Below are 25,192 nucleotides of genomic sequence, written 5' to 3' on the forward strand. Positions count from 1 at the left end.
CTCCTACTGAGCTCGCTTAACTCGGCGCTGCACGCCACCCGCTTGCTCAGACATGCGTGAATAGAGTTCAAACAGCTTCTCAAGGCGTTCCGTGTCGTTCTTAAACAGACGACCAACATATATCCGCTCAACAGTTTCGTCGTTACGCTCATGCGCTCGAAGCAGGTCTACCGGCATTGCCTCCGGGGCATATAGCTCAGCAAGGGTTTGCGGGTAGTGGCGCTCACGGGCAAGCAAAATCTCATGCGCGCATCTCGTGAGATCGTCGATGTTTTTCGCAGTCAACTTGGGCATTGGAAACGTGTTCCACCCAATGGTGTTTGAGTATCGGAAGTCGGTTTTCATCTTTCCGCACACTGTCGCAATCCACACAAGATGCAGCCGTGACGCCAACACGGCCAAGTTCCAAAGGGGTGCGTCATACAGTGCGAACAAGAGGTCGCTGACGATCACGCTGCCATCCAAAAGGTCTACAGGCAGATAGGCTCGCCGCTCCGACGATACCTTTGCGACGCCGAGCGAATGACGCTTTGCCGTGCCGGCAATTTGTACGAAGCGATGGGGCTGAGCCGCGAAGTCACGCGTAGAACCGGCGGCACTTGACAGACGAAAGGCCCGCACTTTGTCCAACACCATCTTTAAATATGGGTGTTCCAGCGCATAGGGCGCATCTTCGTCCTCGATCCACAGGCACCATCGCGGCTTGCCCTGGATCATCTGCTCAGAGCCCATGTATGGTCGAACGAAGCGTTCGAGCTCAGGGTGCTGCGCTAAGACGCGCGCTCGTTCTTCGCCGTCTAAGACGAACGCGCCGCCATCACGTGGCATGTTGCCGAACAGCATGGTTGCGAGGGCAGAGATCGGTCGACGCGCCTGCTCCACCGAGTTGACACGCCCCGGCACAAGGTACGCATTTATGTAATCGACTTGCCGCTCCTGCACGGAGCCGTCATCGCTCACCGAGAACAACCGCCTTGTTGGCCGTGGCGCACGCGAGATACCCACGATGGCCACGGTTACACCAGCGTTATTACTTGCCAGATTCGCCCACTTGAAGGAAGTGTGCGCGAAGGCGATTTGATGTCCAGTGTTGAAGATTGCAGGCCACAGGATAGGAACCTGCAAGCCTTGGCAGATCGAGTTAGTGGAAACGAAGGCAGCAGTCGCGTTCGTGCACTCGCCATATGCGGCCGCTTTCATGAACCAACCGGCTACATAGTCCAACGACTTCCATGCGACTCCTCTGCATTCAAAGATCGCCTTCAGGTCTTCCTTTTGGTCGTCTGACTGCCACTTGCTGCCAAGATATGGAGGGTTACCACAAATGTAAGTCTCACCCCCTTCGTTCTCGAAGTCGATCTCGGCCTGCTCCAACGGTGAGTTGAACAGGTCGTCCGCCAGAAGCTTTACTGCCGTTCCCGTGGGCGGGCAAATTCCCAACCAGTCGAGCCGAAGCGCGTTGCCGCAGGTAATCCAGCTTTCACTGCGCAAAGGCAGAAAATCGGCAAGGGCCAGCTTCTGGCCGCGGTACAGCACGTCGCATTGGTACTCGGCGATGACTAACGCAAGGCGAGCGATCTCTGCAGGAAAGTCGCGTAGCTCAATCCCGCGAAAGTTCGTCACCGGAATATCTGACGCGCGATCCGGCTCACCGCGACGCCGGTTGATTTCGGCCTCAATGGCACGCATTTCCTTGTAGGCGATGACAAGGAAGTTGCCCGAGCCGCACGCCGGATCGAAAGCCCTGATCCTGGCCATCCGCTTGCGCAAATTCAGCAACGTGCGAGGGTTGTCGCCCGCCTCTTCAAGCTGAGTGCGCAGGTCGTCGAGGAACAGTGGGTTCAAAACCTTCAGGATGTTGGGAACGCTGGTGTAGTGCATCCCCAGTTCGCCACGCTCCTCGTCCTCGGCAACAGCCTGGATCATTGAGCCGAAGATGTCCGGATTGATCTTGGTCCAGTCCAGCCCGCCAACATGCAGCAGATAGGACCGCGCAATCTTGCTGAATCGCGGCACGTCATCGCTGCCTGAGAACAGCTGACCGTTGACGTAAGGGAAGTCCTCGGCCCACCGAGGAGTCATTGCAGCAGCTCGGTCCTCGCGCTTGGTGTCCATGGTGCGAAACAGCGTCGCAATGACTTCGTGCGTGTTCGACGAATCTCGGGCGCTCATCTGGGCAACCGTCTCAGTGAAGCGGCCCTTGCCCACGAAGATGTCAGTGTCCTCAGCGAAGAAGCAGAAGATGAGCCGCGCCATGAAGTGGTTCATGTCGTGGCGGCGCTCCGATGTGCCCCATTCCGGGTTGTCCTTCAACAGCTCGAGGTAGAGGCGATTCAGGCGGCTGGTGGCCCGGATGTCGAACGCGTTCTCGCTGATCTGCCGTACGGTGCTGATGCCAGCCAGCGGAAGGAAGAAGCCGAAGTGGTCAGGGAACTCCTTGAACGCACAGGCGACGGTTCCTCCGCTGGTGAGGTCTTCAGCCTCGAACTGCTCACCATCTGTGGCAAGGATAAATTTCGCCTTCGCCTTGGCCGTAGCCGGGCTCGCCCTAAGGGCTGCCAACGAGGGCGTCACTTGTCCTGCGTCGCAGGTCAGGATGTGGATGTTGCTGGTCTGAAGGACACCGCCTAGGTCAGACTTGTTCGACGCGCCTGCACGCAGTCGCTTGATGGTCGTTTCCTTGTTGCCAAAGGCTTCAAGGAAAGCGTACGGAAACTCGGCAGGGTCAAAGGGCTGCTCCGCGAGGTCCGTAATGGCTTGTTCGATTTCTACTGCATTCATGGACGTGCCGTACTCCCGCCAAGCGCAGCCGCTTGGTTGCTATCGTTTTTGTGGACACTCATGTCTTTTCGTGCGTCTTCTCGGCAATCTGCGCGGCAATCCAGCAGTCCAGCTCGGCGCGACGAAATCGCCAGGTGCCACCCAACTTGAACCCAGGAATTTCGCCCTGCTGAGCGAGCCGGTAAACAGTCTTTTTGCCGGCCTTCAGGAAGATCGCTACTTCGTCCAGCGTGAGAATTTCGCCATCAGGTTGGTTCATATGCGGCAACTGGCTTGGTATCGCACAGTGAAATGCTCCAAAGATTGGCCAAGTTTACCCATTTAGCCCCTTCCGACTGCAGGACTGCACGACGACAGCGGTGCCGAATTCGGCCGACGCTTCATCTGGCAGCTGGCGAGTGGCCGCCCGGATCAAGCTCATGACTGCCACAGCTCGCTGCCTACGCGTAAGCAGCCAGGGAAGACATGTTGACCGAAGCAGAGCGTTCGGTCAGATGGCCGACACCCAGTGATGAGGCAGCAACTCGTCGATGTCGCAGGCCCGCTGGGTCGGCAGCCGCTGCAGGACGTCCTTGAGGTAGGCATACGGGTCATGCCCGTTGAGCTTGGCTGACTGGATCAGGCTCATGATGGCCGCGGCACGTTGCCCAGCGAGCAGCGTCCCGGCGAACAGCCAGTTCTTGCGCCCCGTCGCCCACGGACGGATTTGCTGCTCGTCATGGTTGTTGTCGATGGGCAGCGCCGGGTCGTCCAGGTAGCGCGTGAGCGCCGCCCAGCGGTTGAGGCTGTAGTCGATGGCCTTGGCCGTGGCGGTGCCGTCCGTGATCTTGCCGCGCTGCGCGAGGAGCCAGTCGTGCAGCGCCCGGGCGATGGGCGCCGCGCGTGCTCGTCGCTCGTGCAGCCGCTGCTGCGCATTGAGCAGCTTCACCTCGCGCTCGATGCCGTACAACTGGCCGATGAGCTCGATGGCCGCTGCCGCGATGGTGCTCTTGTTGGCCTCGTGCAGCTCGATGAACTTGCGCCGCGCATGGGCCATGCAGCCGGCCTCCGTCACGCCCAGCGCGAAGCTGGCCTTGTAGCCGCTGTAATCGTCGCACACGAGACTGCCGCGCCAGTCGCCGAGGAACGTCCTGGCATGTTCGCCGGCCCTGGACTCGGTGAAGTCGTAGACGACCGCGCGCAAGGGCTCGAACGCACCGGCGGCATAGGCCCACAGGTAGGCGCGATGCGTCTTGCCGGTGCCGGGCGCCAGCATGGCCACCGGCGTCTCGTCGGCATGCACGACCGGGCAGGCCAGGACGTGCGCCTTCAACGCATCCACCAGCGGCTGCAGGCGTAGGCCACAGACGCCGATCCAGGCGCCCAGGGTCGAGCGCGAGAGCGCGACGCCGGCGCGGCCGAAGATGGCTTCCTGGCGGTACAGCGGCAGATGGTCGGCGTACTTGGCGACCAGCACCTGCGCGAGCAGCCCGGAGGTGGGGATGCCCTTGTCGATGATCTCGGCCGGCACCGGCGCCTGGCTCAACGTGCGGCACTGCGCGCAGGCCCACTTGCCGCGGATGTGGCGCTCGACCGTGAACACGCCCGGCGTGTAGTCCAGCTTCTCGCTGATGTCCTCGCCGATGCGCTTGAGTGCACAGCCGCAGGCGCAGGTGGTGTTCTCGGGCTCGTGGTGGCGGTCCACGCGCGGCAGGTTCGCCGGCAAGGCGGCGCGTTTGGGCGCCGCGCCAGGCGTAGCCGGCAGCTTCTTCTTGCCCAGCAGCTCCTGAAGCTGCGCCTCGGCTGCGGCAAGGTCGGCGTCCAGGGCCTCGTCGAACAGCGCGCGTTGTTCGGCATCGAGCTGCTCGCTCTTCTTGCCGAACTTCAGGCGCCGCAGCTGGGCAATCTCGAACGAGAGCTTCTCCAGCTTCACATCGCGCCGGTCGATCTCCTGCCGGTCATGTTCAATGCGGCGCAGCAGCTTGGCGCCGATCTCACCCAGACCCGCCGCTTGCAGCGCGGCGAGTTCTTCGGCGGAGATGGGCAGGTCTGCAAGCATTGTGGCCAGTGTGCGCACCACCGGGCACGCTGACCATCGGCGCACGCACCGATTGCCTTGGGGCTCAGGTCAGGCCGATCACGCCGGCCTCGCCGATGCGATGCCACGGCAGGCCCAGCACCAGGGCATCGAGCTGCTCGCGGGTCAGGGACTGCGGCGCGCCGCAGCCGCCGCCAGGCCAGATGAAGCGGCCCTGGTGCAGCCGGCGCGCGGCCAGCCAGATGCCGATGCCATCGTGCACCAACACCTTCAGACGGGTCGAGCGCTTGTTGGCGAAGACGTAGGCGTGGTGAGGGCGGGCTGAGCCGAAGACCTGCACCACCTTCGCCAGCGTCGTGTCGGTGCCGGCACGCATGTCCATCGGCTGGGTGCACAGCCAGACCGCGTCCACACGGATCATCGAAGCCAGTCCCTCAGCCAGGCAGCGCAGTCTCGGGCCGCAGCGGCGGGCCAGACCAGTTTGATGACGGTGCCAGCGCGCTGCAGCTCGATGCGAATCTCGCCGTCCACCGGTGGCGCGGGCAACGCCAATGGGATGAAGGTCGGCGGCGGCATCGCCGGCGGCTCGGGCTCAGCGGGCGTGTTCACCGGCGGCGCGATGGTCTTGTGCTCGGCGTCGATGACCCACTTGCGCAGCATGTTGGCGTTCAGGCTGTGCGCCAGCGCCACGGCCGCGATGGACACGCCGGGCTTGAGGCATTCCTCGATGACCGCCGCCTTGAACTCCGCCGTGTGCCGCCGCCGCCGGCGCCGGCCCATCAGATCGACCCCATAAGTGTTCACGTGTCCGCCTCCTTCTAAGCGGACAGATGTTCACTACCAGGGTGACCTCAGATCAACATGTGTTCCCTGGCTGCTTACGCCTACGCAGCTGCCGACGCCTCGAGCACGCTGTAGATGACCCGGTAGATGCGCTGGGAGCCCGCCAGCGGAAGCAAGGGGCGTTTTGTCATGGTGTCAGGGTCGTGTAGTGAGGCGACTGCGGAGGCAACCAGAGCGGCCGGTAGGGGCGCTCCATCGTCCGTGTTAGGCCGCGGGAATCAGCATTGAGGCACCACCGTTATCAGAGTCTTGCCTGCGTGGCGTACTTCAACCAGAGGCCCGCCCCGCAGCTCGCTTGTCCCAGGTTTCGAGGATGAATGTAGCGACCGAGTGCGCCGCATTGATGGCCAATCGGGCGTGCCTCGGTTCGAGCTTGTAGCCCTTCCTTCCCTCGCTGTGAGCGCTGCTGGCGTGCGTACGCAACGCACCGATTCCATCGACCACCGAGAACAGCCCGGTGATGATGCGCTGGAGGTCCTGGTCCTCCACGCTTGCCGGATCAAGTCCGAGATGGGCTCGTACCACCTTGAAGACTGGCTGCAAGTCCTGCTTGTCAGGCATCGTCAAGCCGTTGTCTTCGATGTAGACCTTGAACACAGACTCCAGCACGTTCGCAGCTGCGGACACCGCGTCGCGCGGTTTTGCCTCGACTGATTCCATCGCCCGGTCGAACTCCCGGTGAATGGCAGGCATGTCCCGCCCGTGGATGAGCTCGCTCAACGTCTTGCTGGGCGCCATCCCGCCGTCGGTGATGTGGCCCCCCATTCGGTACTGGAGCCCAGACTTGGCTAGCGCGGCTTCGATCCTCCGAACCGTCTCGCGCTTCTTCACGCTCCATTCCGGCTCGGCCCCCCAGTCCACGAATTTGTAGTCCTGAGCGACCTCGGGCGCCTCCATGTACTGGTGAATGATCCGCCCCAGCACCGTGAGAGGTTCCGGGTGGGCCTTGTTGGTGGCCCGCAGCCAAGTGAGCGCCTTGACCGGCTTGCTGCCTGGCGGAGGATCGCCCGTGGCTTCCGCATATGTAAAGAGGCTGTCCAGGCTGGCGTGGGTCTCCTGGTCAGCGACAACGTCCGCGACCAGGGACAGCACCGGTGCAGGGATCAGCTTCTTCATGGTGGCTGAGCTGCTAGCGCTTGCCGCCTTCCCGACCAGCATTCAACCAGTTCTTGACGTGCGTGCCGTGCTCATTGAACCAGTCCTGGAAGAGGATTTGTCGGACGTTGACAATGTCGCTCCACAGGCGATGCGACTCCTCAAGGGCCGCCATGGCGAGGTCGGGCCGGCCATGCCAAGCCGCTTCGGCATTGGCAATCCAGCGCAGGTACTGCAGCCAAGACTCTTTCACCCAGAGCTTCTTGGAGCCGCTCTGGATGAACTCCATGATTCGCAGGCTTGCCGGGTTGTCGGATAGGTCCCTCCCGTCGAACCAGCCATCCCGGCGCAACCGCTCCACGTCAGCAGTGCGAAGCAAGGTGAACAAACTGCCTTCTGTCCAGTACGCCGCCTGTTGGCCACCGCTTTTTTCCTCTTCCCAGCGACCAGGCGAGAAGCGACGTAAGTTCATGAACTTGCCAGACGATACGTCGGCCGCACCGGCGTACTTCCAGAGCACCACGTCATGCGCGGCGAACGCGACATGCACGCGCATCTGACGGGATAACAGGCGCACCAGATGGACGGCGGTGGGAAGCCCAGAAGGCTCAGACAGTGGCTCCCGCTGCTGCTTCACATCCTCGTTCAAGAATGTCAGGTAGATGCGGTCACAGCGGCTACGAGACAGGATCGACGCGATAGCGTACGCCCGTGCAGGATTGGCTAGATCGCGAAGGCTAATGATGGCCGTGACCAGGGTGTCGAGGCCTAGCGACTTGGCATGCTGGTGAGTCGCGTCGGCAATCTCTACCATCAGCCCGTAGTAGTCGTCCGAGAACGTCTTAGGAAAGAGCGCAGGCGAACACACCGCGTTGACTCCGAGCTGTGCTCCTTGGTTTGCTACTGCGATGCCGCGCTGAATCCACCAGGCCGCATCAGCATGGTTGGCCGTCTCGAAGTCCGACGGGAAGTAGGTCCACTGGTCCATCAACCCCTTGTCCACAGCGGGGTTGTACAGCTGGGGGTCAAGAATCACGTCAAGCTTGGGGCGCTGTTCGCCAAGCCGCAGCAGGCCGGCCGCGACATCGGCGGGGCTGTCGTTCACGGGGCTGAGCACCATCCCCGAGTAGTCGCCGATGTCGGGTTCCTCGAAGAGGTTCCACGAGTTGTGACCTAGTTGAAGGTAGGAAGCCATGGGTGTCTCTCAGTTCCGCTGCAATGCGTCGATGAAGTCACTAGGCCTCCGGTACCGTGCAATGGGCCAAGGGCGGAGGGCGTACGTCAGGCTACTGAAGCCCGCTTGGTGGAGCCGCTGGGCGTTTACCTCAGGCATCTCTTGGCGGGATGCCACGGCAACGATGGCGTCGTGGATCGACTTGCCCGCAACCAGCCAGGGGTGGTGGCCCAGCAGGCACTCCGCGAGCACGACGCTCAGGCCGAACTGATCCGTCCTCCAGTCAATGAGCGTCTTGTCGTTGTTGAGCTGCTCGGGAGCCGCGTAGGCCGGCGTTCCCGGCCCCATCTGCATGAACGCGTGGGTCAGCGTCGGCTGATCGAGCATCCGGACGATGCCGAAATCGGTCAGTACCGGCCGCGTGTCTTGACCGCCCCGGAACATGATGTTCGCCGGCTTGATGTCACGGTGCACGAGTCGCTTGTCGTGAAGGTGAGCGAGCGCATCGGCAAGCCCGAGCCCGACGTGCCGCACCGAGGCCGGCGTGATCTGCCACTGCTTGAGTCCTGCCTCAAGCGTTCCGCCAGCGAGGTGCTCCTCGTAGACGATCCAGAACTGATGGCCGCCGTGGTCGTACCCGAAAGACTGGTAAAGCTTCGCAATTGAGGGGTGCGAACAATCCTTGAGCGCGACGACCTCACGAATGAAGCGGTCCGCGCCGCCCACGACTGCAGCGATCTTCAGCGCGAATGGCGTGCCCTGGTGGACGGCGAGATAGACGCGCTTGAACGCGCCCTGGCCAAGCAGTCCTCGGAACTCAAACCCGGATTGCTGACATAGCGTCGCGACGACCGCGTCGAGGTTCAACGTCGAGCTCATCTTCGAGCGCGTCGAAGTGCTCGTGCGCCTGCTCGCGCAGCCAGGTCAGTAGCGCGTCCTGCTCGGATGCTTCGATGAGCACCTGCACGGACTTCCCGTCGAATGAACATAGTCCCACCCCTCTCAACTCGAACTCGTCTCGGTCCCTAAGGGCTCTGTTGGCCACATGTTCGGGGACGATGACGTACGACTTGTTGGCGTACGCAGTACTGCGATATGCCTGATGAAATGCTCGTTTCCAGTTGTCCAGCTTGGCCTCGAAAGCCACCAGGGTCTTGCGGCGATGTCGTGCGAGGACGTCGACGAAGCCTGCGCGGTGGTCCCACTCCTTGGTGATCTGCACCTTGCCGAACGATGTTCGTCCCTTCGAAAGCTTGCCAACGAAGCGGTCGACAAAATCGGCTTCGGTTGCAAATTCGGTACGGCCTCCCGTACGGCTGGTGACTTGATTCATGGAGCGCTTCTTCGGGGCTGCTTAGTTGGTAGTTTATCAAGGGGGTTCGGAGGGCTGGGCGAAGTCCAGCACCCACCTCCGGGGGCCGGGTCGCCCGTGGTCATGATGTGTATCGGCTGCTTTGAACTCTCCAACTAGCCGCGGACCTCCGATGGCCGGGGCTGACTTGCAGCCGAAACATGGCCCACCAAGCCCTGAACCTTGGAACGAAGCTCTTCGACGCTCACGTCGTGGGGCAACGGCGCCCCGACGTTCACATCCAACTTGCGTCCCGGGCGTAAGCTTCCCAGGCGAGCTCCGGTGGACTGGCCGTTCCTCGCGAAAGCTGTCTCCCACAGGCCGTTGAGCCCCACCGGGATGACCGGCACCGGGTTGGCGTCAAGCATCCGGCGGATGCCAGGCTTGAACTCGGCCAACTGACCGTCACGGGTGAGCGCGCCCTCAGGAAAGACGCACACCAGCTCACCATTGCGCAGGGCGGCATCCACTGCGGCCAGCGCCTTCTCCAAGGTCTCCGGCTCCTTCTTTGCCGAAGCGATGGGGATGGCGTTGACCTGGCGGAACAGCCACGACAGCACCGGCACCCGGAAGATGCTCGCGTCCATTACGAACCGGATGGGCCGTGGGCAGAGCGCGCTAAGGACCAGCGCGTCCACGTATGAGACGTGGTTAGGTGCCAGGATGGCGGGACCCTCCTCAGGGATGTTGTGGGTGCCGGTGATGCGAAGGCGGTAGATCGCGTGGACCACGAACCAGCTCAGGAAGCGCCACAGGAACTCGGGGACAGTTCGGTAGATGTAGATGGCCACCAGGGCGTTCAAGCCCGCGCAGACCAGGATGAGGCCCGGCACAGAGATGCCGTAGGCCAGCAGGCCGGCGGACATCCCGGCAGCGATCACCATCGCTACGGCGTTCAGGATGTTGTTCGAACTTATGATGCGCGACTGCCGTTCAGGGGCCGTGCGCAGTTGGACGAAAGCGTACAGCGGGACGATGAAGAGGCCTCCGAACAGGCCCAGCAGGGCGACATCCGCAAGAACGTGGATACTGCCGCTCGCGGCGAGGAACTGGGTCCAGCTCAGAGGCACGCTGGAGGCGGAGGTCTGAAGCGCTGCAGCGAATCGGTCACTGGACCATGCCATGTCGGCTGTGAACACCGACAGACCGATGGAGCCGATGGGCACCAGTCCAATCTCCACCTTGTGGCCCGACAGGCGCTCACACAAGAGCGAGCCCGTCGCGATGCCGATGGAGAAGGTGGCCAGCAGGACGGTGACGACGGTGGTGTCACCCTGCAGGACGTCCTTGCCAAGCGCAGGAATCTGCGAGAGCACCACAGCGCCAACGAACCAGAACCATGAGATGGCGAGGAGGCTGTTCCAGACGCCTTCGCCTTCACGCTTGCTCATCTTCACTGTGGCAAGGGTCTCTCTGACCACGCTGAAGCGGAGCTTTAGGTCGGGAGCCGCCTCGCCGGTTGCGGGGATGAAGAGGCTGGCGGCGAGACCCAGGATGGCGAAGCCCAGAAGGGCGATGGACAGCCAGAGCGGATTGGTCGTCATCGCAGCAATGACGCCAGCCACCAGCGTGCCCAAGAGGATGCTGAGGAACGTGCCCATCTCCAGCAGGCCGTTGCCGCCAGTCAGCTCCTCCTTGGCCAGGACCCGCGGTAGCAGCGAATACTTGACTGGGCCGAAGAACGCCGAGTGGCACCCCATCGCGAAGATGGAGGTAAGTAGGACCGGCAGGCTCTTCATGTAGAAGCCCGCGCTGGCGACCACCATGATCGCCACCTCTGCAGCCTTCACGGCGCGGATCACCTTCGCCTTGTCGAAGCGGTCAGCCAGCTGGCCGGCATAGGCCGAGAACAGCACAAACGGCAGGATGAAGAGGCCTGCGGCCATGTTCGCAACCAGTCCCGCAGACATCGTCGTGTACTCGGCGGCGTGGAACGTGACCAGCAGGATGACCAGCTGCTTCAGAAACGAGTCGTTGAAAGCACCGGCGAGTTGTGTCGCGAAGAAGGGCCCAAAGCGGCGCTGAGTGAGAAGGCGGAACTGCGACCGTCCACGACCGCCTTCGGCGCCCTCCGGGCCATGTTCCGTGACCGGCGAACTGGCAGTGCTGCTGGGTGTGTTCACGTCGCGGCCTCCATCAAACGCTGCGCGCTCAAGTCAAAGTTATCCACAGGCACACCTGAAGCGCCCCCTCCCAACAGCCAATTCAAGTTCAATTTCATGAACAAATTCACCCGACTTAAGGCCGTGTTGTTGGCCGCGATGATGCGGGCGCGGTGCGAGGGCTGGGCGCGCAGCTGTATCAAGGCGTACATCGGCACGCTGTAGAGCCCGGCGAACAGGGCCACCAGGCACAGGTCCGCCAGCACGCGCCAATGTGCGGCCTGGGCCATGAACTGCGCGATCGTCAGGCTGTCGGCCGGCGGCAGGCTGCGCGAGGCGAAGTACAGGTCGATGGCAAAGATGCTCATGCCGATGGCGCCCAGCGGCACCAGGCCGATCTCGACATGCCGACGCGACATCAGCTCGCACAGCAGCGAGCCCACGCCGATGCCCACCGAGAACACCACCAGCAAGAGTGATGCGACCTGCTCGTTGCCATGCAGCACGTCCTTGGCAAACGAAGGAAAGTTGGAGAGGAAGACCGCGCCGAAGAACCACATCCAGGAAATGCCCAGCAGCGAGCGGAACACGGCCAGTTGCTGATGGGCCAGCTTCAGGTTGCGCCAGGTCTCCGTGACCGGGTTCCAATTGATCTGCAATGAGGGGTCGGCTGCCGGGCTCATCGGAATGACCTGCGCCGTCAGGCGCCCCAGCACGGCCAAGCCCAGGCAGGCGATGGCCACATGCTGCGGCCCGACCTGCGGCGTGGCGATCAGGATGCCGCCCGCCACATTGCCCAGGAGGATGGCGACGAAGGTGCCCATCTCGACCATGCCGTTGCCGCCGGTCAGCTCGCGTTCGCTGAGCTGCTGCGGCAGGTAGGCGTACTTGACCGGGCCGAACAGCGTGGAGTGCAGGCCCAGCAGCAGCACGCAGCCGAGCAGCGCCGGCACGTTCACCGTGAAGAAGCCCCAGGCGGCAATCACCATGATGGCGATCTCGAGCGACTTGATGAAGCGGATCAGCCGCGTCTTGTCGTACTTGTCTGCCAGCTGGCCGCTGGTGGCCGAGAACAGCACATAGGGCAGGATGAAGAGCGCACCGATCACCAGGCCGGCCTGCGCCCGCGGCAGCCAGTCCAGGCTCAGTTGGTAGGTCACCAGCACGGTGAACGCGAACTTGAAGAGGTTGTCATTTGCCGCGCCGAGGAACTGCGTCCAGAAGAAGGGTGCGAAACGGCGCTGGGCAAGAAGCGCGAACTGGCTGCTGTGTTCTTGATGGCTCATGGTGTTCCAAGCTTGATCATCTGGTTCGGTCGGCCCAGGCCGCTGCGGGCCAGCCAGTTGAACATGGAGTCGGCGGTGATGGTTTCGATGTGGCCGCTGAAGCGCTTGTCAGCCGGATGGTCGTCGAAGGCCACGTTGGCCATGCTGATGCGTGCGCCCAGTCGCGTGAAGGTGGACAGGCGCAGGTCGGTCGGCTGGTAGTCGCGTGAGCGCAGCCAGGCTTGTGCCTCGCGGCGGCCAGCCACGCCGGGTGAGGCGGCCAGGGCCAGCGTCTCCAGCGCCCATTGATTGCTCTGCTGATAGCGCGTGCCCCAGGCATAGGACAGCATGCTGTAGCGCGGCTCATCAAGCCGCACTGCGCGCCCGTTGTCGCGCAGCAGCGGCAGCAGGGCCGCCTGCAGCTCGGGCTGCAGGACCGAGTACGCTGCTTCATAGCGAACAGGCCGGTCCATGAAGAACTCGCCCAGACCCTGGCGGTAGAGGGCCGCGTTCGCCGTGTCGCAATGGTTGAGCTTGTGCAGAACTCGCCAGGCGCGGGCTTCAGGGTCGCGGTAGGCGAAGCCCACATGCGACCACTGCAGCCCGTACTTGCCCAGGTCCTGGCCGGCGCGGGCCAGCAGCACCACTTGCGCGCCGCTGGCGTCCAGCTGGGCGGCGGTGGCCTGCGCCAGGTTCATGCCGCGCTCGACCTGCTGAACGCTGAGAGGCTGCTCCTCGCAAGGCCGGCCCGCTTGCGCCAGGCCGGCGGCCAGCACCGGGAGCAGCAGGGCGGAGCGCCAGGCTTTCACTTGCTGACGCGCTCGTTGTAGAGCAGCGAGGCGCCAATCTCGTTCGGTATGAAGGCGATGGCCTTGCCTGCGGCCGACAGTACATGGCCGCTGCCGATCAGGCCCACGGTGACCACCACGCCGGTGGACATCACGACGCCCGCGACCAGCTGGCCAGACACCTGCAAGCTGATGCGAGCGCCGTCCGAGGCCCGCTCCAGCAACCACACCGTGCCTCGCGCCGTGGACTCGATGGCCACCACGGTCAGCGCCATGCCGGCCGACAGCACGACAGCGGGCGCTGCCACCGACACCGCCACCGGCAGCATCGACACCGCGCTCAGCTCCGAGGCTGCCATCGACTGGGCTTGCGCAGCGCTGCCGAGCAGCAGGCACAGGCTCAGCGGTATCAGTGCCAGACGTTTCTTCATCGCTTCATCTCCATCCATCAGGCTGTTTCAGTGAACTCGCGCTGCTCGCGGCGGCCGCGGCCTTCCAGCAGGTCGGCTTCGTGCGCATCGCGCAGCATCTTGGCCAGCGCGTCACGCTACCGACGCAAAGTGGCGGCGCGTGGCGAAGACCTGCGGCAGCAAGGACTGACCCTGCCAGCGAACCACCCGCTTGAGCGCCAGGTCGAAGAGCAGCGGGTTGTGTTCGCGCAGCCGCTCCAGCGGCGACCGGTCGGCCTCGGCGAGCAGGCCGGCGCTCACCAGGCCACCGAGCCGGTACAGCGGGCCGACGCCGGGCAGGGGATAGTCCGATCCGTGCAGCAGGCGCGCATGCCAGTCCTGGCGCTTCAGCACGGTCTGCCAGACCTCGGGCCGCCGGTTGAACTGGAACAGGGCCGATACGTCGCCCAGCAGCAAATCCTTCCAGGCCGGTTCGTCCATCAGCCGGTCAAACAGCGAGAAGGCGCTGACCAGGCGCGGCCGGGCCTGGTCCAGGTCCAGCGCATCGCCCAGCGAGGCGCAGTGCGCCATGATCACCCGCACGCCGTGCGACAAGGGCAGCCGCGCGAGCAGCGGGTTGCCGAGCTCGCTGCGGCCGGCACCGGGCACGGCCCTCTCTTCGCCGCAATGGATGATCAAGGGCAGGCGCGCTTGCGCGAGCCGGTCGTAGAAGGGCCGCAGGCGGGCATCGCGCAGGTCGATGTTCATGCTGCTGGGCAGCCACTTCAGGGCCACCGCGCCGGCCTGGATGGCGGCGTCGAGGCGGGCCAGCGCATCTTCACGGTAGGGATGGACCGAGCAGACCCAGGCAAAGCGCTGCGGTGTGGCTGCCGCCACCGCAGCGGCATAGCGGTCGGGCACATGGAAGCTGGTCCATTCGGGGCGCGGGCAGCTTGTCTCGTCGAGTGCCTCGTCGAAGGCATAGAGCATCCAGCGGGCGCCCTGCGGGAAATCGGCAGCCAGCTGTTGCAGGCGCTGCAGATACGCCTTGTCGACGCTGGGCGCATCGGCAGGCACGCAGGCGCCGGCCAGGATGACTTTGCGCCGCACGCTTTCCATCGGATGCCACCACTGCGTCATCCGCGCATCGATGCGGCAACCCGAGCCCGAGTCGCCGGTGCCCAGCAGGTGGGCATGCACGTCCCAGAGCTGCGTCGCGTCAATGCCCTGCCAGCAGCGCTGCATCAGCGGGTGCTCGCGCAGTTGCGCAGGCAGCGCGCCGCGGCAGGGGTTGATCAGGTTGCCGGCGCGGGCTGCACTGCTCAGCGCGCTGAACAGGCCGGCCGCCGCAGCGCCGCCGCAGCACAGCAGATGGCGTCTTCGCTCTTGCATCTCGTCTTCGCTCCTTGGCTGGGACGCGATGCTCGCCGCAAGGCCTGCGCTGGCAGCCGCTCTTTCTGCGCTGTAGCAAACACCGAGGCCGGCGGTATCGTTTTACGCTACCGTCCTGCCATGCCAAGCACCCAAACCCTGGTCGAGCTGATCAAGGCCGAGTTGAAGACGGCCGGCCTCAGCTATGCGCAGCTGGCGGCCGAACTGGGCCTGTCGGAATCCAGCGTCAAGCGCATGTTCGCCAGCGGCGGCGAGATGCCGCTGTCGCGCGTGGACGAGATCTGCCGCGCCTTGAAGACCGACTTTGCCGAGCTCTCGCGCAAGGTCGCGGCCGCCGAGCCCTTGCGCCGCGAGCTGACGCTGGCGCAGGAGAAGGCCGTGGTGGCCGACCCCAGGCTGCTGCTGCTGGCGATCTGCTGCCTGAGCCAGTGGAGCCTGGAGCAGGTCGTTGCCAGCTATGCGATCAGCGAGGCGGAGGCCACGCGCTACCTGGCGCAGCTGGACCGGCTCGGTGTCATCGAGCTGCGGCCCCTGAACCGCTACAAGCTGAAGCTGGCCAAGACCTTCCGGTGGCGCGCGCAGGGGCCGGTGATGCAGTTCTTCCGCGAAGAGGTGATCAGCGACTACTTCTCGGGCGGCTTTGACGGCGACGGCGAACTGCTGATGCTGGTGCATGGCCAGCTGAGCCACGGCCAGGCGCGCGAACTGTCGGAGCGCTTGCAGCGCGTGGCCGAAGACTTTGCCCGCCAGCACCTGCTCGACCAGAAGCTGCCCGAAGGCGAGAAGCGCTCCTACACCCTGGTGATGGGCATGCGCTCCTGGCTCTTCGAGCGCTTCAGGTATCTGCAGCGCGATGCGAAGCTGCGCCGCTGAAGGTTTTCACCAGAACTGCCACTGCCCGGTCTTGATCACCCACAGGCCCAAGGCGCCATTGGTTACTGCATGGGCAATCACGGCGGTCCATAGCTTGCCGGTGCGGATGTAGAGCAGCGCATAGGCCAGGCCGGCCAGGATGGCGGCCAGCCACAGCGTGTGGGCCAGCATGAAGATGAAGGTCGAGAGCACGAGGGCCTTGATGCCCACGCGTGCAGGCTCCACGGCCTGAAACTGCGGCCGCTCGATCCAGCGCATCAGGAAGCTGCGCCAGAACAGCTCTTCCATCACTGGCACCAGCAGGGCCGCGCCGATCAGTCGGGCGGCCACCAAAGGCCAGATCAGGCCGCCGCTGCCATCCAGCGGCACAAAGCTGGCGGTGGGCGTGCCGAGTTGCAGTGCCGGCGCATCGAGGTGTATCCACAAGGCGAAGACGACCAAGCCGGTCGCCACACTCAGCCAGGCTTCGCGCATCGAAGGCAGGTTCTGCCGGCTGAGCTCGCCGTATTCGCGCCGGTAGTGCAGGAGCAGGCCGCCAACGACGAGAACGCCCGCTCCATAGATCCAGCGCGGGTCCAGGCCAGGCAGGCCTTCGGGCAGCATGCCGCGCAGGCCCAGCAAGGCCATGAAGACGGCGAAGGGCAGGCAGCGGGCGAGGGCGGCGGGTTGGATGTTCATCATCGTCGCGACGGTGGGCTGATCGGTGGTGGCCCGCAGCCTAGCATCAGCGCTTGAGATGCCCGTTGTGCTCACCCAGCGCGGGCGCCAGCGAGCGGATCGCGCCGGGCGTGTCGCTGAGCTTGGGGCAGATGCCGGGCACCTCGAGCCGCAGGCCGGCGACCGTCGTGATCGTTTCTATCATCTGCCGGGCGCGGTAGTGCGGGTCTTCGGCGATGTCACGGGCGGTGTAGATGCGGCCCACGGGCACGCGTGCTTGCTGCAATGTCTCGACCACGTCGGCCACCTTGCGCTGCACGGTCCAGGCGGTGATGGCGGCGTCCAGCTCGTCCACGCGCCCGGCGCGGCCGGCATTGCCAGCGAGGCCAGCGTCCTGCCCGAGGTCGTCGCGGCCGATGGCCGTCATCAGGCGTTTGAAGATCGAATCGCCATTGCCGCCGATGACGACCTGGCCGTCGGCGCAGCGGTAGGCATTGCTGGGCGCGATTCCGGGCAGGGCGGAGCCCGCCGGCTCGCGCACCGCACCGAAGGCGCTGTATTCGGGCAGCAAGGATTCCATGCAGTTGAAGACCGATTCGTACAACGCCACGTCGACCATCTGGCCGCGGCCCGTCGTTGCGCGGGCCTGCAGGGCCAGCAGCACGCCGATCACGCCGTGCAGCGCAGCCAGCGTGTCGCCGAGGCTCACGCCGGCGCGCACCGGCACACGACCCGGCTCGCCCATCAGATGCCGCAAGCCACCCATGGCCTCGGCCACGACGGCGAAGCCGGGGCGGTCGCGATAGGGGCCGGTCTGGCCGTAGCCACTGATGCGCAGCATGATCAGCCGAGGGTTCAGGGCGGCCAGCGCATCAAAGCCCAGGCCCCAGTCCTCCATCAGGCCGGGGCGGAAGTTCTCGATCAGGACATCGGCCTCGGCGGCGAGCCGGCGGGCGACCTGGCGGTCTTCCTCGCTACGCAGGTCCAGCGTGATGCTCTGCTTGTTGCGGCTCTGCACCTGCCACCAGACGCTGGTGCCCTCATGCAGCATCCGCCACTGGCGCAAGGGGTCGCCCTCGGGCGGCTCCACCTTGATCACCTCGGCGCCGAAGTCGGCCAGGGTCTTGCCGGCAAAGGGGCCGGCGATCAATTGCCCCAGCTCCAGCACCTTGATGCCGGTGAGCGGGCCGTTCTTGAGCGGGTTCTCGGTCATGGTGGAAGTATCGAAGCGAGATGGGTCTTCAAGGCCTGGATCGCATGCCGGACCTTGGCCGGCTGAGCGTCGCGCTGCGGTGCCAGGGCGTAGATGGGCAGGGCCGGCAGCTGTACGCCAGGCATCAGCGGCAGCAGGCGGCCCGCTTCGCGGGATTCGCGCACGTCGTCGGTGCCCAACATCGCCAGGCCCAGGCCCGATTCGCACAGCTGCTGCAGGCTCAGCTGGTTGTTGCTGCTGGCGCGCGGACTGATGCGCAATTGCTGCTGCGCTGCCTCCTGCTGCAGGTCCAGCATCTGCACGCCCTCGGTGCTGGAGCGCAGCACGAGCCAGTCATGCTGGCTCAGGTCGCTCAAGCTGGCCGGCACACCGCGCCGCGCCAGATAGCTGGGCGCGGCATACAGCGCCACCGGCTGAGCGCCTATGCGTTGCGCCACCCAGGGGCTGTCGGGCAGGCGACCGAAGCGGATTGCCAGGTCGATGCGCTTGGCAATCAGGTCGGTGAAGCCGTCTTCCACTTCCAGGTGCAGGCTCAGGGCTGGGTTGGCAGCGAGCAGGGGCGCCAAAGCGGGCCCGACGTGGCGTGCAAACCCCACCGGCGCCGCCACGCGCAGCTCGCCCTCCGGCGCATCACGCATTTGCAGCAGGCGCTCCTGCGCGCCCCGAGCCGCAGCCAGCATGGCGGCGCAGCCTTCATGGAAACGCGCGCCGGCGGGTGTCAGGGAAAGCTTGCGCGTGGAGCGGTGCAAGAGCGTCACGCCCATGTCGCGCTCCAGCGAGCGCACCTGCTGGCTCACCGCCGAGGTGGTGGTCTTGAGTTGCCGGGCGGCCGCCACAAAGCTGCCCTGCTCGACGACGGTGGCCAGCACGGCCATGCGCTTTAACTGGTCCAGCATGAAGTTTGTCTAAAGAGTGATGGCCAATTCTGAGGACTTCTGCAGTGATTGTGAAGTTTCTACAGTTCACCCATCGCAACAAGGGCCCGTTCAAGGGCAAGGAAATCATCATGAAGATCGCCCTCATCGGTTCCACCGGTTTCGTTGGCAGCGCCATCCTCAGCGAACTGCTGGCCCGTGGTCACCAGGTCACGGCCCTGGCTCGCACGCCAGCCAAGATCGCTGCCCAGCAAGGCTTGAATGTGGCCCAGGCCGATGTCCTGAACCCGGATGCCGTGGCCGCCGCGGTGCGTGGCGCGGACGCCGTGGTCAGCGCCTACAACCCCGGCTGGACCAACCCGGACCTGCATGACGAGTTCCTGCGTGGTTCAGACTCGATCACGGCCGGCACCAAGCAGGCCGGCGTCAAGCGCCTGGTCGTGGTTGGCGGCGCCGGCAGCCTGTTCATCGCGCCGGGTGTGCAGCTGGTCGACACGCCGGAATTCCCGGCGCAATGGAAGCCGGGCGCGCTGGCAGCCCGCGAAGCGCTGAACCGCATTCGCCAAGAGAAGGACCTGGACTGGAGCTTTGTCTCGCCCGCCGCCCACCTGGTGCCCGGCGAACGCCGCGGCAGCTATCGCCTGGGTGGCGAGGAGCTGGTGGTCGATGCTGCCGGTGAATCGAACCTCAGCGTCGCCGACCTGGCGGTCGCCATCGTCGACGAGCTGGAAGCGCCCAAGCACATCCAGCGCCGCTTCACGGCCGCCTACTGAGGCAAGCTGAGGCCGCTCAGGCGACCCGCTGTTCCAGCACGAAGTTCGCGCCGTCGTACTGGCCGAGCTTGTCGACCAGCCAGGGCAGGCTGTCCTTGAGCTGGTCGTGCAGGGTGAACGGCGGGTTGACCACAAACATGCCGCTGCCCAGCATGCCGAAGCCTTTTTCGTCAGGCTGCGTGACGGTCAGGCGCACATGCAGCCAGCCCTTCTTGGCCAGCGTGTCGGCGCTGGCCTTGAGGCGCTGGGCGAGCTGGGTGGATTCAAGCAGGGCGAGCTGCGGATACCAGATCAGGAACACGGTGTCCGGGAACTTCTGCAGGCCCTCGCGCATGGTGGCCAGCACCTTGGCGTAGTCGCTCTTGAGCTCGTAGGACGGGTCCATCAAGACCACGGCACGGCGCGAGGGCGGCGGCAGCTCGCCCTTCAGCGAGCTGAAGCCGTCCTTGTCGGACACCTGCGTGTTGGGCCGTGTCGAGAGGTAGCTCGCGAGGATGCGGTAGTCGGTCGGGTGCAGCTCGAATACGCGCAGCCGGTCCTGTTCACGCATCAGGAGATTGGCCAGCGCCGGCGAGCCCGGGTATTGGCGCAACTGGCCGTCGGGGTTGAATTCCTTGACCAGCTCGATGTAGGGCTTCAGGGGCTCGGGCAGGTCTTTGGCGTCGTAGAGCCGGGCGACACCGCCGCTGTACTCGCCCTTCTTCTGCGCATAGCGGCCTTCGATCGAATAGCCGCCGGCGCCGGCATGGGTGTCCACCAGGGTGTAGGCCTTGTCCTTTTCCGCCATGTAGCGAAGTACCTGGACCAGGACCAGGTGCTTGAGGACATCGGCATGATTGCCGGCGTGGAAGGCGTGTCGGTAGGCGAGCATAGGCCCGCATTGTCGCCGCTCAGGGCTCTTGCAGGGCGCCCACGCGCCGGGCCGGGCCACCGAGGCGCCGCCGGCCGCGGGGCTCGGCAGCCTGGTGGGTGGGCATCAGCTCGGGCGGCAGGGGTGCGGGCGGCTCAAGGGACGGTACGACCTCGAGCCTCGCCCACTGGTTGCTGGCAGCCTGCCAGCCGGGCTCGTCGCGCCAGGGTCGGCGTCCCAGCAGCAGGTTGTTGAAGGCCCGCACGCGGGTCTGCCCACCGCCACTGACGCGCAGGACGGAGCCGCCCAGTCGGTCGATCCAGGTGTTGTGCACCAGGTCCAGTTCGTTGCGCGGCCAGGCCCAGCCCTCGACGCCATAGGACAGCATCAGCGGGTTCTCGCTGTCGCGGCCCTGCTCGATCACGTTGCCAAGCACGCACACCTGCCCGCCATTGGGAAACTCCAGCTCGTAGCTGGCGCGTCCGCTGGCGAAGCGGTTGTATTCAACCCGGCTTTGCGCCGCCCGGCTCTTCAGGAGATGGCCGTGGTGCCCGTCGTGGAAGTTGCAGCCGCGCACCTCCAGCTGGGCGATGCGGCCGGCGTAGAGCAGGTGGGTGAAGGCCTGGGCCGGCCGAGGCCGGCCGAAGTCGCAGTCTTCCACGACCAGGCGTGCTGCGCCGTCATTGCTGCTCATCAGGCCACATTCGCAATCGCTGAAGCTGCAATCGCGCAAGGTCAGCGAGCCGCTTTCGAAGCGGATGCCGGCGCCGTTGCGGTCGGGCACGGTCGCACCGCTGAAATCAAAGCCTTCGACCTCCACGCCGCGGCCATTGATGACGAAGAGCGCCTTGCCCTCGGCATGCGCACCATCGGCAATCAAGCGCACCCGGCCGCCGACCGCGCGCAGTCGCAAGCCATCGCGCCGCCAGCTGGCCACATCGGCCCGGTAGTCACCGGCGGCCACCTCGATCAGCCAGCCATCGCGAGCCAGCCGTGCGGCCTCGGCCAAGGTGCGCACCCTCTCATTCGGGCCGACGCGCAAGTCGGGCCTGGTGGCCTGCGCCGGCAGCGCCAGCGTAGTCTGCACAGGCAGCGCCAGCGCTGCCAGGCCGGCGAGCAGCGCCCGGCGCTGGCTAGCAGCTTTGCCGCCGGCTTGCAGCAAGCATTGATGAGCCACTGCAGGGCCTGCGGCTGTCGCCGACGGGGCTGCAGCGCCAGCCACTTGCCGGTACGCTGCGTCTCTTCTTCTCACGCTTCCTGACATAGCCCATGCCCAGTCTTTTCGATCCGGTCCAGATCGGTGATCTGCAACTCGCCAACCGCATTGTGATGGCGCCCCTGACCCGCAGCCGCTCGCGCGGCCTCTTGCCGGGCGACATGGCGGTCGAGTACTACCGCCAGCGCGCCAGCGCCGGCTTGATCATCAGCGAAGGCGCGCAGGTGGTGGCCGCGGGCCAGGGTTACCTGGACACACCGGGCATCCACACGCCCGAGCAGGTTGCCGCCTGGAGGCAGGTGACCGACGCCGTGCATGCCGAAGGCGGCAAGATCGCGGTGCAGCTCTGGCATGTGGGCCGGGTCTCGCACCAGGTGTTCCAGCCAAATGGCGCGGCGCCGGTTTCTTCCACGAGCAAGCCGGCGAACGGCAAGACCTTCACCAATGATGGCCTGCTGCCGCTGTCGGCACCCCGTGCGCTGGCCACCGAAGAAATTCCGGGCGTGATTGCCGGCTTCGTCCATGCCGCGCACTGCGCGATGGAGGCCGGCTTCGATGCCGTCGAGGTTCATGGTGCCAATGGCTACCTGATCGACCAGTTCCTGCGCGACAGCATCAATGACCGGACGGACCGCTATGGCGGCCCGATCGAGAACCGCGCTCGGCTGCTGGTCGAGCTGATGACCGCCATCGTCGCCGCCATCGGCCCGGGCCGCACCGGGCTGCGCCTGTCGCCGGTGACGCCGGTGAACGACGCCGGCCAGGACAGCGAGGCACAAGCCCTCTTCAACCATGTGGCCGAGCAGTTGGCGCCGCTGAAGCTGGCCTTCCTGCACATCATCGAAGGCCAGACCGGCGGCGCTCGCGACGTGGCGCCCTTCGACTACCAGGCGATGCGCCAGCGCTTCGGCGGCGCCTGGATTGCCAACAACGGCTACACCCGCGAGATGGCGCTGAAGGCCGTGGCTGAAGGGCAGGCCGACGCGATTTCCTTCGGCCGCGACTTCATCTCCAACCCGGACCTGGTGCGCCGATTGCGTCTGAATGCGCCGCTGCAGCCGCTCGACCGGGCCACGCTCTATGGCGGCGGTCCGGCTGGCTATACGGACTATCCGACGCTGGCGGCCTAGGTTGCGCGCCGGGTGCGCGCCTTGAACAGCTCGACGATGCCCACTTCGCGCGGGCCGGCGAGCAACTCGAACGGCTGGCCGGTTGACAGCGTGCCCGCGCGCGCCACGGCCAGGTAGAAGCCGCACCAGGCGCTCTGTGTCATCAGCTTGGCGGCCTGGTTGAAGCCCATCACCGCATTGAACTTGAAGCAGGGATAGCGCGGCTCGCTGACGATCAGCTCGCAGTCGGGGAAGACCAGCCGGTCGCCAATCCAGACCTCGTTCTCCAGGAGGCCGGACAGCGTCAGGTTCTCGCCCAGGCTGCCCCAGGGCAAGACCTGGCCCCATTCGGACACGCCGGCCTGGGCGCGCACCGTCTGCCAGAAGGCGTAGTGCTCGCTGGCGTAGGCATAGATCGCCTTGGCCGGCCCGCCGTGCACCGTGAGGTCGGCTTGCTCGTCGCCCTCCAGGCCCAGCGTACCCACGGCTACCGCGCCGTCGCGGCCACGCTTGGCAATGCCGCTGCGGACTTCGCCTTGCGGCGTGGCCAGGGCCTGGACCCGGGCGGTATTGAGGCTGAGCAGGTGCAGGCTCATTGCTGTTGCGACTGCCGGCTCTGCTGCTCGCCGCGCAGCTCGGTGACATCGACGGCCGAGGCCAATGCGCAGGGCTCGCCGCGATAGTCGATCAGATCGCCGCTGACAAGCAGGCGACGCTGGCGGCCGTCGCGGCTGCGCAGCGCGATCTCCATATTGCGCACCTGGCCCCGTGCCTTGATTTCGCCATAGAGGCGGCTTCTGTCCGCCTCGCTCATGCCCACGCCGAGGTCGCCCGGACGCCGGCCCAGCAGTTCGGCGCGCGCAATGCCGTAGTAGCGGCACAGCTGCTCGTTGATTTCCATCACCGTGCCGTCGGCGATGCGGATCAGCGCAGCGGACACCGACGAGGCATTGAACAGCAGCTCGAACAAGGCCCGTTCGGCCTGCACCTTGCTCAGGCTTTCCAGCAGGACCCGGTCGCGCTCCAGGTTGTCGAGGGCGAACGAGACATCGCCGGCCATCTCGTCCAGCAGGGTCAGCATCGCGTGGTCAAAGAAGTCGAGCTCGCCGGCCAGCAGGCTCAGCGCGCCGACCACCTGGCCATTGCGGCGCAGCGGAAACGCCGCCATCGCTTCAACGCCAGGCGGAATCACACCGCCCACGGCCGTGCGGTTCTCGGCAATTGCCCGGTTGCTGATGGCGTGTTCGCCCGTGCCAATGGCCTCGCTGCTGAGCGCGGCCAGTGCATAGGGCGCGTCGGCGCTCCAACGCTTGGGGGCACCTGGCATCAGGCGCTCGAGCGGGCCGAAGCAGGCCGTGCGTTCGTACTGCCCGCCCTCGACCTGCTCGACCACCATCGCCAGCTTGGCGTGGCCAGTCTCCACGCAGATACGGCACAGCGCCTCATAAAGCTGCTGTGCGGACTCGGGCTTGCGCACGATCAGCTGGTTGGTCTGCGACAGTGCCATGTAGAAGCGCTGCAAGCGCGCCTCGCTGGCCAGGGACTCACTCTGTTCCTGCTGATGGCTTTGCAGCACCGACCAGGCCAGGGCCAGGCCCAACGCAGCGGTCAGCAGCACCATCAGCGAGACCCAGAGCACGGCTTCGCCGAAGGCCTTGTTGCTGTCCTCCGCCTCGCGCCGCCCGATCTGCAACTGCACGTCGATCAGCTCGTTGAGGAGGCTCAGCAAGGGCTCGGTTTCGTTGCGCAGATCGGTGCTGTAAGCCGAAGTCAGGCTGTCCAGCTGGCCTTGCTGCAGCAACAGCCGCAGCCGGGCAATCGCCGCATGGCCGCGTTGCAGCTCAGGCTCGGTGCGCTGGATCAGACGCTTTTCCGCCTCGACCAGGTAGGTCTCGAGGTAGTCGCTCCAGCTGCGGCGCGCCGCCTGCTCGGCCCGCTCCAGCTGCTGGCGCGCCAATGGCAGGGACAGGCGGCCGTCGCGCAACTGGCCGACCATCATCGGCAGGTCGGTCTGAAAGGTCTGGGCGACGCGGCGCAACTGCTCGACCGGCAGCAGACGGTCCTTGTAGAGCGACTCCACACTTTGCGACACGCTGCTCAGCTGTCGCAGCGTCAGCACACCAGTGGCTGCCATCAGCAAGAGCACCAGCCCGATCAGCAACAGCAAGCGCTGGCGCAGTTTCGAGGGCTTGGTGGAGCTCATGGAGGGTGAGGGCTGGTATGCAAGAGGACTGGGAAGGCCGATTGATTGTGTACCGATCACAGGCCGGGTTCGAGCCTCGCACCGTGCCGGCCGGTATGCGCATGAACTTATTCCGGAATTGCATGACCCCGGGGGTGCGGGAGGTTACGGCATGGTTACATTGCGCCGACAATCGGCAGACCGGGCCCCACCATGGCCTGGCATAGGAGGAGCGGCTATCGCCCCG

23 protein-coding genes and 1 pseudogene are annotated in these 25,192 nt (G+C 65.3%); 3 read left to right on the top strand and 21 right to left on the bottom strand.

The window, feature by feature from the left end:
* Positions 1–3: 3 nt before the first annotated feature.
* The 14 genes and pseudogenes from ABT392_RS20525 to ABT392_RS20590 all read right to left on the bottom strand — a co-directional run bounded on the left by ABT392_RS20525 (position 4) and on the right by ABT392_RS20590 (position 15,197).
* Positions 4–2,781, bottom strand: coding sequence for a class I SAM-dependent DNA methyltransferase (locus ABT392_RS20525; protein WP_395384716.1), 2,778 nt, complete (start codon positions 2,779–2,781; stop codon positions 4–6).
* A gap of 58 nt (positions 2,782–2,839) precedes the next feature.
* Positions 2,840–3,040 carry a helix-turn-helix transcriptional regulator gene (locus tag ABT392_RS20530; RefSeq protein ID WP_395384715.1) on the bottom strand — a complete coding sequence of 67 codons (201 nt, stop codon included), beginning with the start codon at positions 3,038–3,040 and terminating at the stop codon, positions 2,840–2,842.
* A 231-nt stretch (positions 3,041–3,271) separates the two neighbouring features.
* Positions 3,272–4,819, bottom strand: a complete 1,548-nt coding sequence (gene tnpC, locus ABT392_RS20535; protein WP_395384714.1) for an IS66 family transposase — start codon at positions 4,817–4,819, stop codon at positions 3,272–3,274.
* Positions 4,820–4,883: 64 nt separating this feature from the next.
* On the bottom strand, positions 4,884–5,219 hold the full coding sequence (tnpB, locus tag ABT392_RS20540; RefSeq protein WP_395384713.1) for an IS66 family insertion sequence element accessory protein TnpB: 336 nt from the start codon (positions 5,217–5,219) through the stop codon (positions 4,884–4,886).
* Positions 5,216–5,602, bottom strand: coding sequence for a transposase (locus tag ABT392_RS20545; protein ID WP_395384712.1), 387 nt, complete (start codon positions 5,600–5,602; stop codon positions 5,216–5,218). Before ABT392_RS20545 ends, tnpB begins: the two co-directional genes overlap by 4 nt.
* A gap of 306 nt (positions 5,603–5,908) precedes the next feature.
* A complete protein-coding gene (locus tag ABT392_RS20550; RefSeq protein WP_395384711.1) occupies positions 5,909–6,757 on the bottom strand; it encodes an abortive infection family protein in 849 nt (282 codons plus the stop codon).
* Between the two features lie 13 nt (positions 6,758–6,770).
* Positions 6,771–7,931, bottom strand: coding sequence for a hypothetical protein (locus tag ABT392_RS20555; RefSeq protein WP_395384710.1), 1,161 nt, complete (start codon positions 7,929–7,931; stop codon positions 6,771–6,773).
* 9 nt (positions 7,932–7,940) lie between these two features.
* Positions 7,941–8,789: a serine/threonine protein kinase gene (locus tag ABT392_RS20560; protein WP_395384709.1), complete on the bottom strand. Its 849-nt coding sequence runs from the start codon at positions 8,787–8,789 to the stop codon at positions 7,941–7,943.
* Positions 8,728–9,243: a hypothetical protein gene (locus ABT392_RS20565; protein WP_395384708.1), complete on the bottom strand. Its 516-nt coding sequence runs from the start codon at positions 9,241–9,243 to the stop codon at positions 8,728–8,730. Before ABT392_RS20565 ends, ABT392_RS20560 begins: the two co-directional genes overlap by 62 nt.
* 134 nt (positions 9,244–9,377) lie before the next feature.
* Positions 9,378–11,384 carry an MFS transporter gene (locus tag ABT392_RS20570; protein WP_395384707.1) on the bottom strand — a complete coding sequence of 669 codons (2,007 nt, stop codon included), beginning with the start codon at positions 11,382–11,384 and terminating at the stop codon, positions 9,378–9,380.
* A 125-nt stretch (positions 11,385–11,509) separates the two neighbouring features.
* Positions 11,510–12,649, bottom strand: a pseudogene (locus ABT392_RS20575) (MFS transporter); the annotation flags it as partial.
* Positions 12,646–13,437, bottom strand: a complete 792-nt coding sequence (locus ABT392_RS20580; protein WP_395384706.1) for a DUF2145 domain-containing protein — start codon at positions 13,435–13,437, stop codon at positions 12,646–12,648. The gene ABT392_RS20580 and the pseudogene ABT392_RS20575, both read right to left, overlap by 4 nt.
* Positions 13,434–13,847, bottom strand: a complete 414-nt coding sequence (locus ABT392_RS20585; RefSeq protein ID WP_395384705.1) for a hypothetical protein — start codon at positions 13,845–13,847, stop codon at positions 13,434–13,436. Before ABT392_RS20585 ends, ABT392_RS20580 begins: the two co-directional genes overlap by 4 nt.
* A gap of 111 nt (positions 13,848–13,958) precedes the next feature.
* Positions 13,959–15,197: an amidohydrolase family protein gene (locus tag ABT392_RS20590; protein WP_395384704.1), complete on the bottom strand. Its 1,239-nt coding sequence runs from the start codon at positions 15,195–15,197 to the stop codon at positions 13,959–13,961.
* Positions 15,198–15,317: 120 nt separating this feature from the next.
* Here ABT392_RS20590 and ABT392_RS20595 point away from each other — a divergent pair, with 120 nt between their 5' ends.
* Positions 15,318–16,070 (top strand): helix-turn-helix domain-containing protein, encoded by a 753-nt coding sequence (locus tag ABT392_RS20595; RefSeq protein WP_334277769.1) that lies wholly within the window; start codon positions 15,318–15,320, stop codon positions 16,068–16,070.
* Between the two features lie 6 nt (positions 16,071–16,076).
* Here ABT392_RS20595 and ABT392_RS20600 read toward each other — a convergent pair whose 3' ends face one another.
* From ABT392_RS20600 to ABT392_RS20610, 3 genes are read right to left on the bottom strand one after another with little or no spacing between them, the layout of a single operon-like run.
* Complete coding sequence (locus ABT392_RS20600; RefSeq protein ID WP_334277768.1) at positions 16,077–16,751, bottom strand: CAAX prenyl protease-related protein; 675 nt, start codon at positions 16,749–16,751, stop codon at positions 16,077–16,079.
* A gap of 43 nt (positions 16,752–16,794) precedes the next feature.
* The gene (locus ABT392_RS20605; protein ID WP_395384703.1) at positions 16,795–17,940 is read right to left on the bottom strand and encodes a CaiB/BaiF CoA transferase family protein; all 1,146 of its coding nucleotides are present in this window, start codon (positions 17,938–17,940) and stop codon (positions 16,795–16,797) included.
* A complete protein-coding gene (locus ABT392_RS20610) occupies positions 17,937–18,836 on the bottom strand; it encodes a LysR family transcriptional regulator (protein ID WP_334277766.1) in 900 nt (299 codons plus the stop codon). The genes ABT392_RS20605 and ABT392_RS20610 overlap by 4 nt, the downstream gene beginning before the upstream one ends.
* Positions 18,837–18,946: 110 nt before the next feature.
* Here ABT392_RS20610 and ABT392_RS20615 point away from each other — a divergent pair, with 110 nt between their 5' ends.
* Complete coding sequence (locus ABT392_RS20615; protein ID WP_334277978.1) at positions 18,947–19,588, top strand: NAD(P)-dependent oxidoreductase; 642 nt, start codon at positions 18,947–18,949, stop codon at positions 19,586–19,588.
* A gap of 16 nt (positions 19,589–19,604) precedes the next feature.
* On the opposite strand, the gene ABT392_RS20620 is transcribed toward ABT392_RS20615, so the two are convergent.
* A complete protein-coding gene (locus tag ABT392_RS20620; RefSeq protein ID WP_334277765.1) occupies positions 19,605–20,459 on the bottom strand; it encodes a 23S rRNA (adenine(2030)-N(6))-methyltransferase RlmJ in 855 nt (284 codons plus the stop codon).
* A gap of 19 nt (positions 20,460–20,478) precedes the next feature.
* Positions 20,479–21,615 (bottom strand): right-handed parallel beta-helix repeat-containing protein, encoded by a 1,137-nt coding sequence (locus tag ABT392_RS20625; RefSeq protein WP_334277763.1) that lies wholly within the window; start codon positions 21,613–21,615, stop codon positions 20,479–20,481.
* A gap of 92 nt (positions 21,616–21,707) precedes the next feature.
* Here ABT392_RS20625 and ABT392_RS20630 point away from each other — a divergent pair, with 92 nt between their 5' ends.
* Positions 21,708–22,784: an alkene reductase gene (locus ABT392_RS20630; RefSeq protein ID WP_395384702.1), complete on the top strand. Its 1,077-nt coding sequence runs from the start codon at positions 21,708–21,710 to the stop codon at positions 22,782–22,784.
* Here ABT392_RS20630 and ABT392_RS20635 read toward each other — a convergent pair.
* On the bottom strand, positions 22,781–23,359 hold the full coding sequence (locus ABT392_RS20635) for an MOSC domain-containing protein (RefSeq protein WP_395384701.1): 579 nt from the start codon (positions 23,357–23,359) through the stop codon (positions 22,781–22,783). The two genes, ABT392_RS20630 and ABT392_RS20635, sit on opposite strands and share 4 nt — an antisense overlap.
* Positions 23,356–24,966 carry an MCP four helix bundle domain-containing protein gene (locus ABT392_RS20640; protein ID WP_395384700.1) on the bottom strand — a complete coding sequence of 537 codons (1,611 nt, stop codon included), beginning with the start codon at positions 24,964–24,966 and terminating at the stop codon, positions 23,356–23,358. Before ABT392_RS20640 ends, ABT392_RS20635 begins: the two co-directional genes overlap by 4 nt.
* Positions 24,967–25,192 lie beyond the last annotated feature (226 nt).

It is taken from the genome of Paucibacter sp. JuS9, assembly GCF_044043925.2.
In the GTDB taxonomy this organism is placed as follows: domain Bacteria; phylum Pseudomonadota; class Gammaproteobacteria; order Burkholderiales; family Burkholderiaceae_C; genus JAUASW01.

What these genes read in the sequence shown, in the direction of transcription:
- ABT392_RS20610 (WP_334277766.1), bottom strand. Translation starts at nt 18,836, where the DNA reads ATGCTGGACCAGTTAAAGCGCATGGCCGTGCTGGCCACCGTCGTCGAG.
- ABT392_RS20550 (WP_395384711.1), bottom strand. Translation starts at nt 6,757, where the DNA reads ATGAAGAAGCTGATCCCTGCACCGGTGCTGTCCCTGGTCGCGGACGTT.
- ABT392_RS20605 (WP_395384703.1), bottom strand. Translation starts at nt 17,940, where the DNA reads ATGACCGAGAACCCGCTCAAGAACGGCCCGCTCACCGGCATCAAGGTG.
- ABT392_RS20585 (WP_395384705.1), bottom strand. Translation starts at nt 13,847, where the DNA reads ATGAAGAAACGTCTGGCACTGATACCGCTGAGCCTGTGCCTGCTGCTC.
- tnpC (WP_395384714.1), bottom strand. Translation starts at nt 4,819, where the DNA reads ATGCTTGCAGACCTGCCCATCTCCGCCGAAGAACTCGCCGCGCTGCAA.
- ABT392_RS20530 (WP_395384715.1), bottom strand. Translation starts at nt 3,040, where the DNA reads ATGAACCAACCTGATGGCGAAATTCTCACGCTGGACGAAGTAGCGATC.
- ABT392_RS20590 (WP_395384704.1), bottom strand. Translation starts at nt 15,197, where the DNA reads ATGCAAGAGCGAAGACGCCATCTGCTGTGCTGCGGCGGCGCTGCGGCG.
- ABT392_RS20560 (WP_395384709.1), bottom strand. Translation starts at nt 8,789, where the DNA reads ATGAGCTCGACGTTGAACCTCGACGCGGTCGTCGCGACGCTATGTCAG.
- ABT392_RS20630 (WP_395384702.1), top strand. Translation starts at nt 21,708, where the DNA reads ATGCCCAGTCTTTTCGATCCGGTCCAGATCGGTGATCTGCAACTCGCC.
- ABT392_RS20565 (WP_395384708.1), bottom strand. Translation starts at nt 9,243, where the DNA reads ATGAATCAAGTCACCAGCCGTACGGGAGGCCGTACCGAATTTGCAACC.
- ABT392_RS20620 (WP_334277765.1), bottom strand. Translation starts at nt 20,459, where the DNA reads ATGCTCGCCTACCGACACGCCTTCCACGCCGGCAATCATGCCGATGTC.
- ABT392_RS20635 (WP_395384701.1), bottom strand. Translation starts at nt 23,359, where the DNA reads ATGAGCCTGCACCTGCTCAGCCTCAATACCGCCCGGGTCCAGGCCCTG.
- ABT392_RS20555 (WP_395384710.1), bottom strand. Translation starts at nt 7,931, where the DNA reads ATGGCTTCCTACCTTCAACTAGGTCACAACTCGTGGAACCTCTTCGAG.
- ABT392_RS20615 (WP_334277978.1), top strand. Translation starts at nt 18,947, where the DNA reads ATGAAGATCGCCCTCATCGGTTCCACCGGTTTCGTTGGCAGCGCCATC.
- ABT392_RS20600 (WP_334277768.1), bottom strand. Translation starts at nt 16,751, where the DNA reads ATGATGAACATCCAACCCGCCGCCCTCGCCCGCTGCCTGCCCTTCGCC.
- ABT392_RS20525 (WP_395384716.1), bottom strand. Translation starts at nt 2,781, where the DNA reads ATGAATGCAGTAGAAATCGAACAAGCCATTACGGACCTCGCGGAGCAG.
- tnpB (WP_395384713.1), bottom strand. Translation starts at nt 5,219, where the DNA reads ATGATCCGTGTGGACGCGGTCTGGCTGTGCACCCAGCCGATGGACATG.
- ABT392_RS20640 (WP_395384700.1), bottom strand. Translation starts at nt 24,966, where the DNA reads ATGAGCTCCACCAAGCCCTCGAAACTGCGCCAGCGCTTGCTGTTGCTG.
- ABT392_RS20595 (WP_334277769.1), top strand. Translation starts at nt 15,318, where the DNA reads ATGCCAAGCACCCAAACCCTGGTCGAGCTGATCAAGGCCGAGTTGAAG.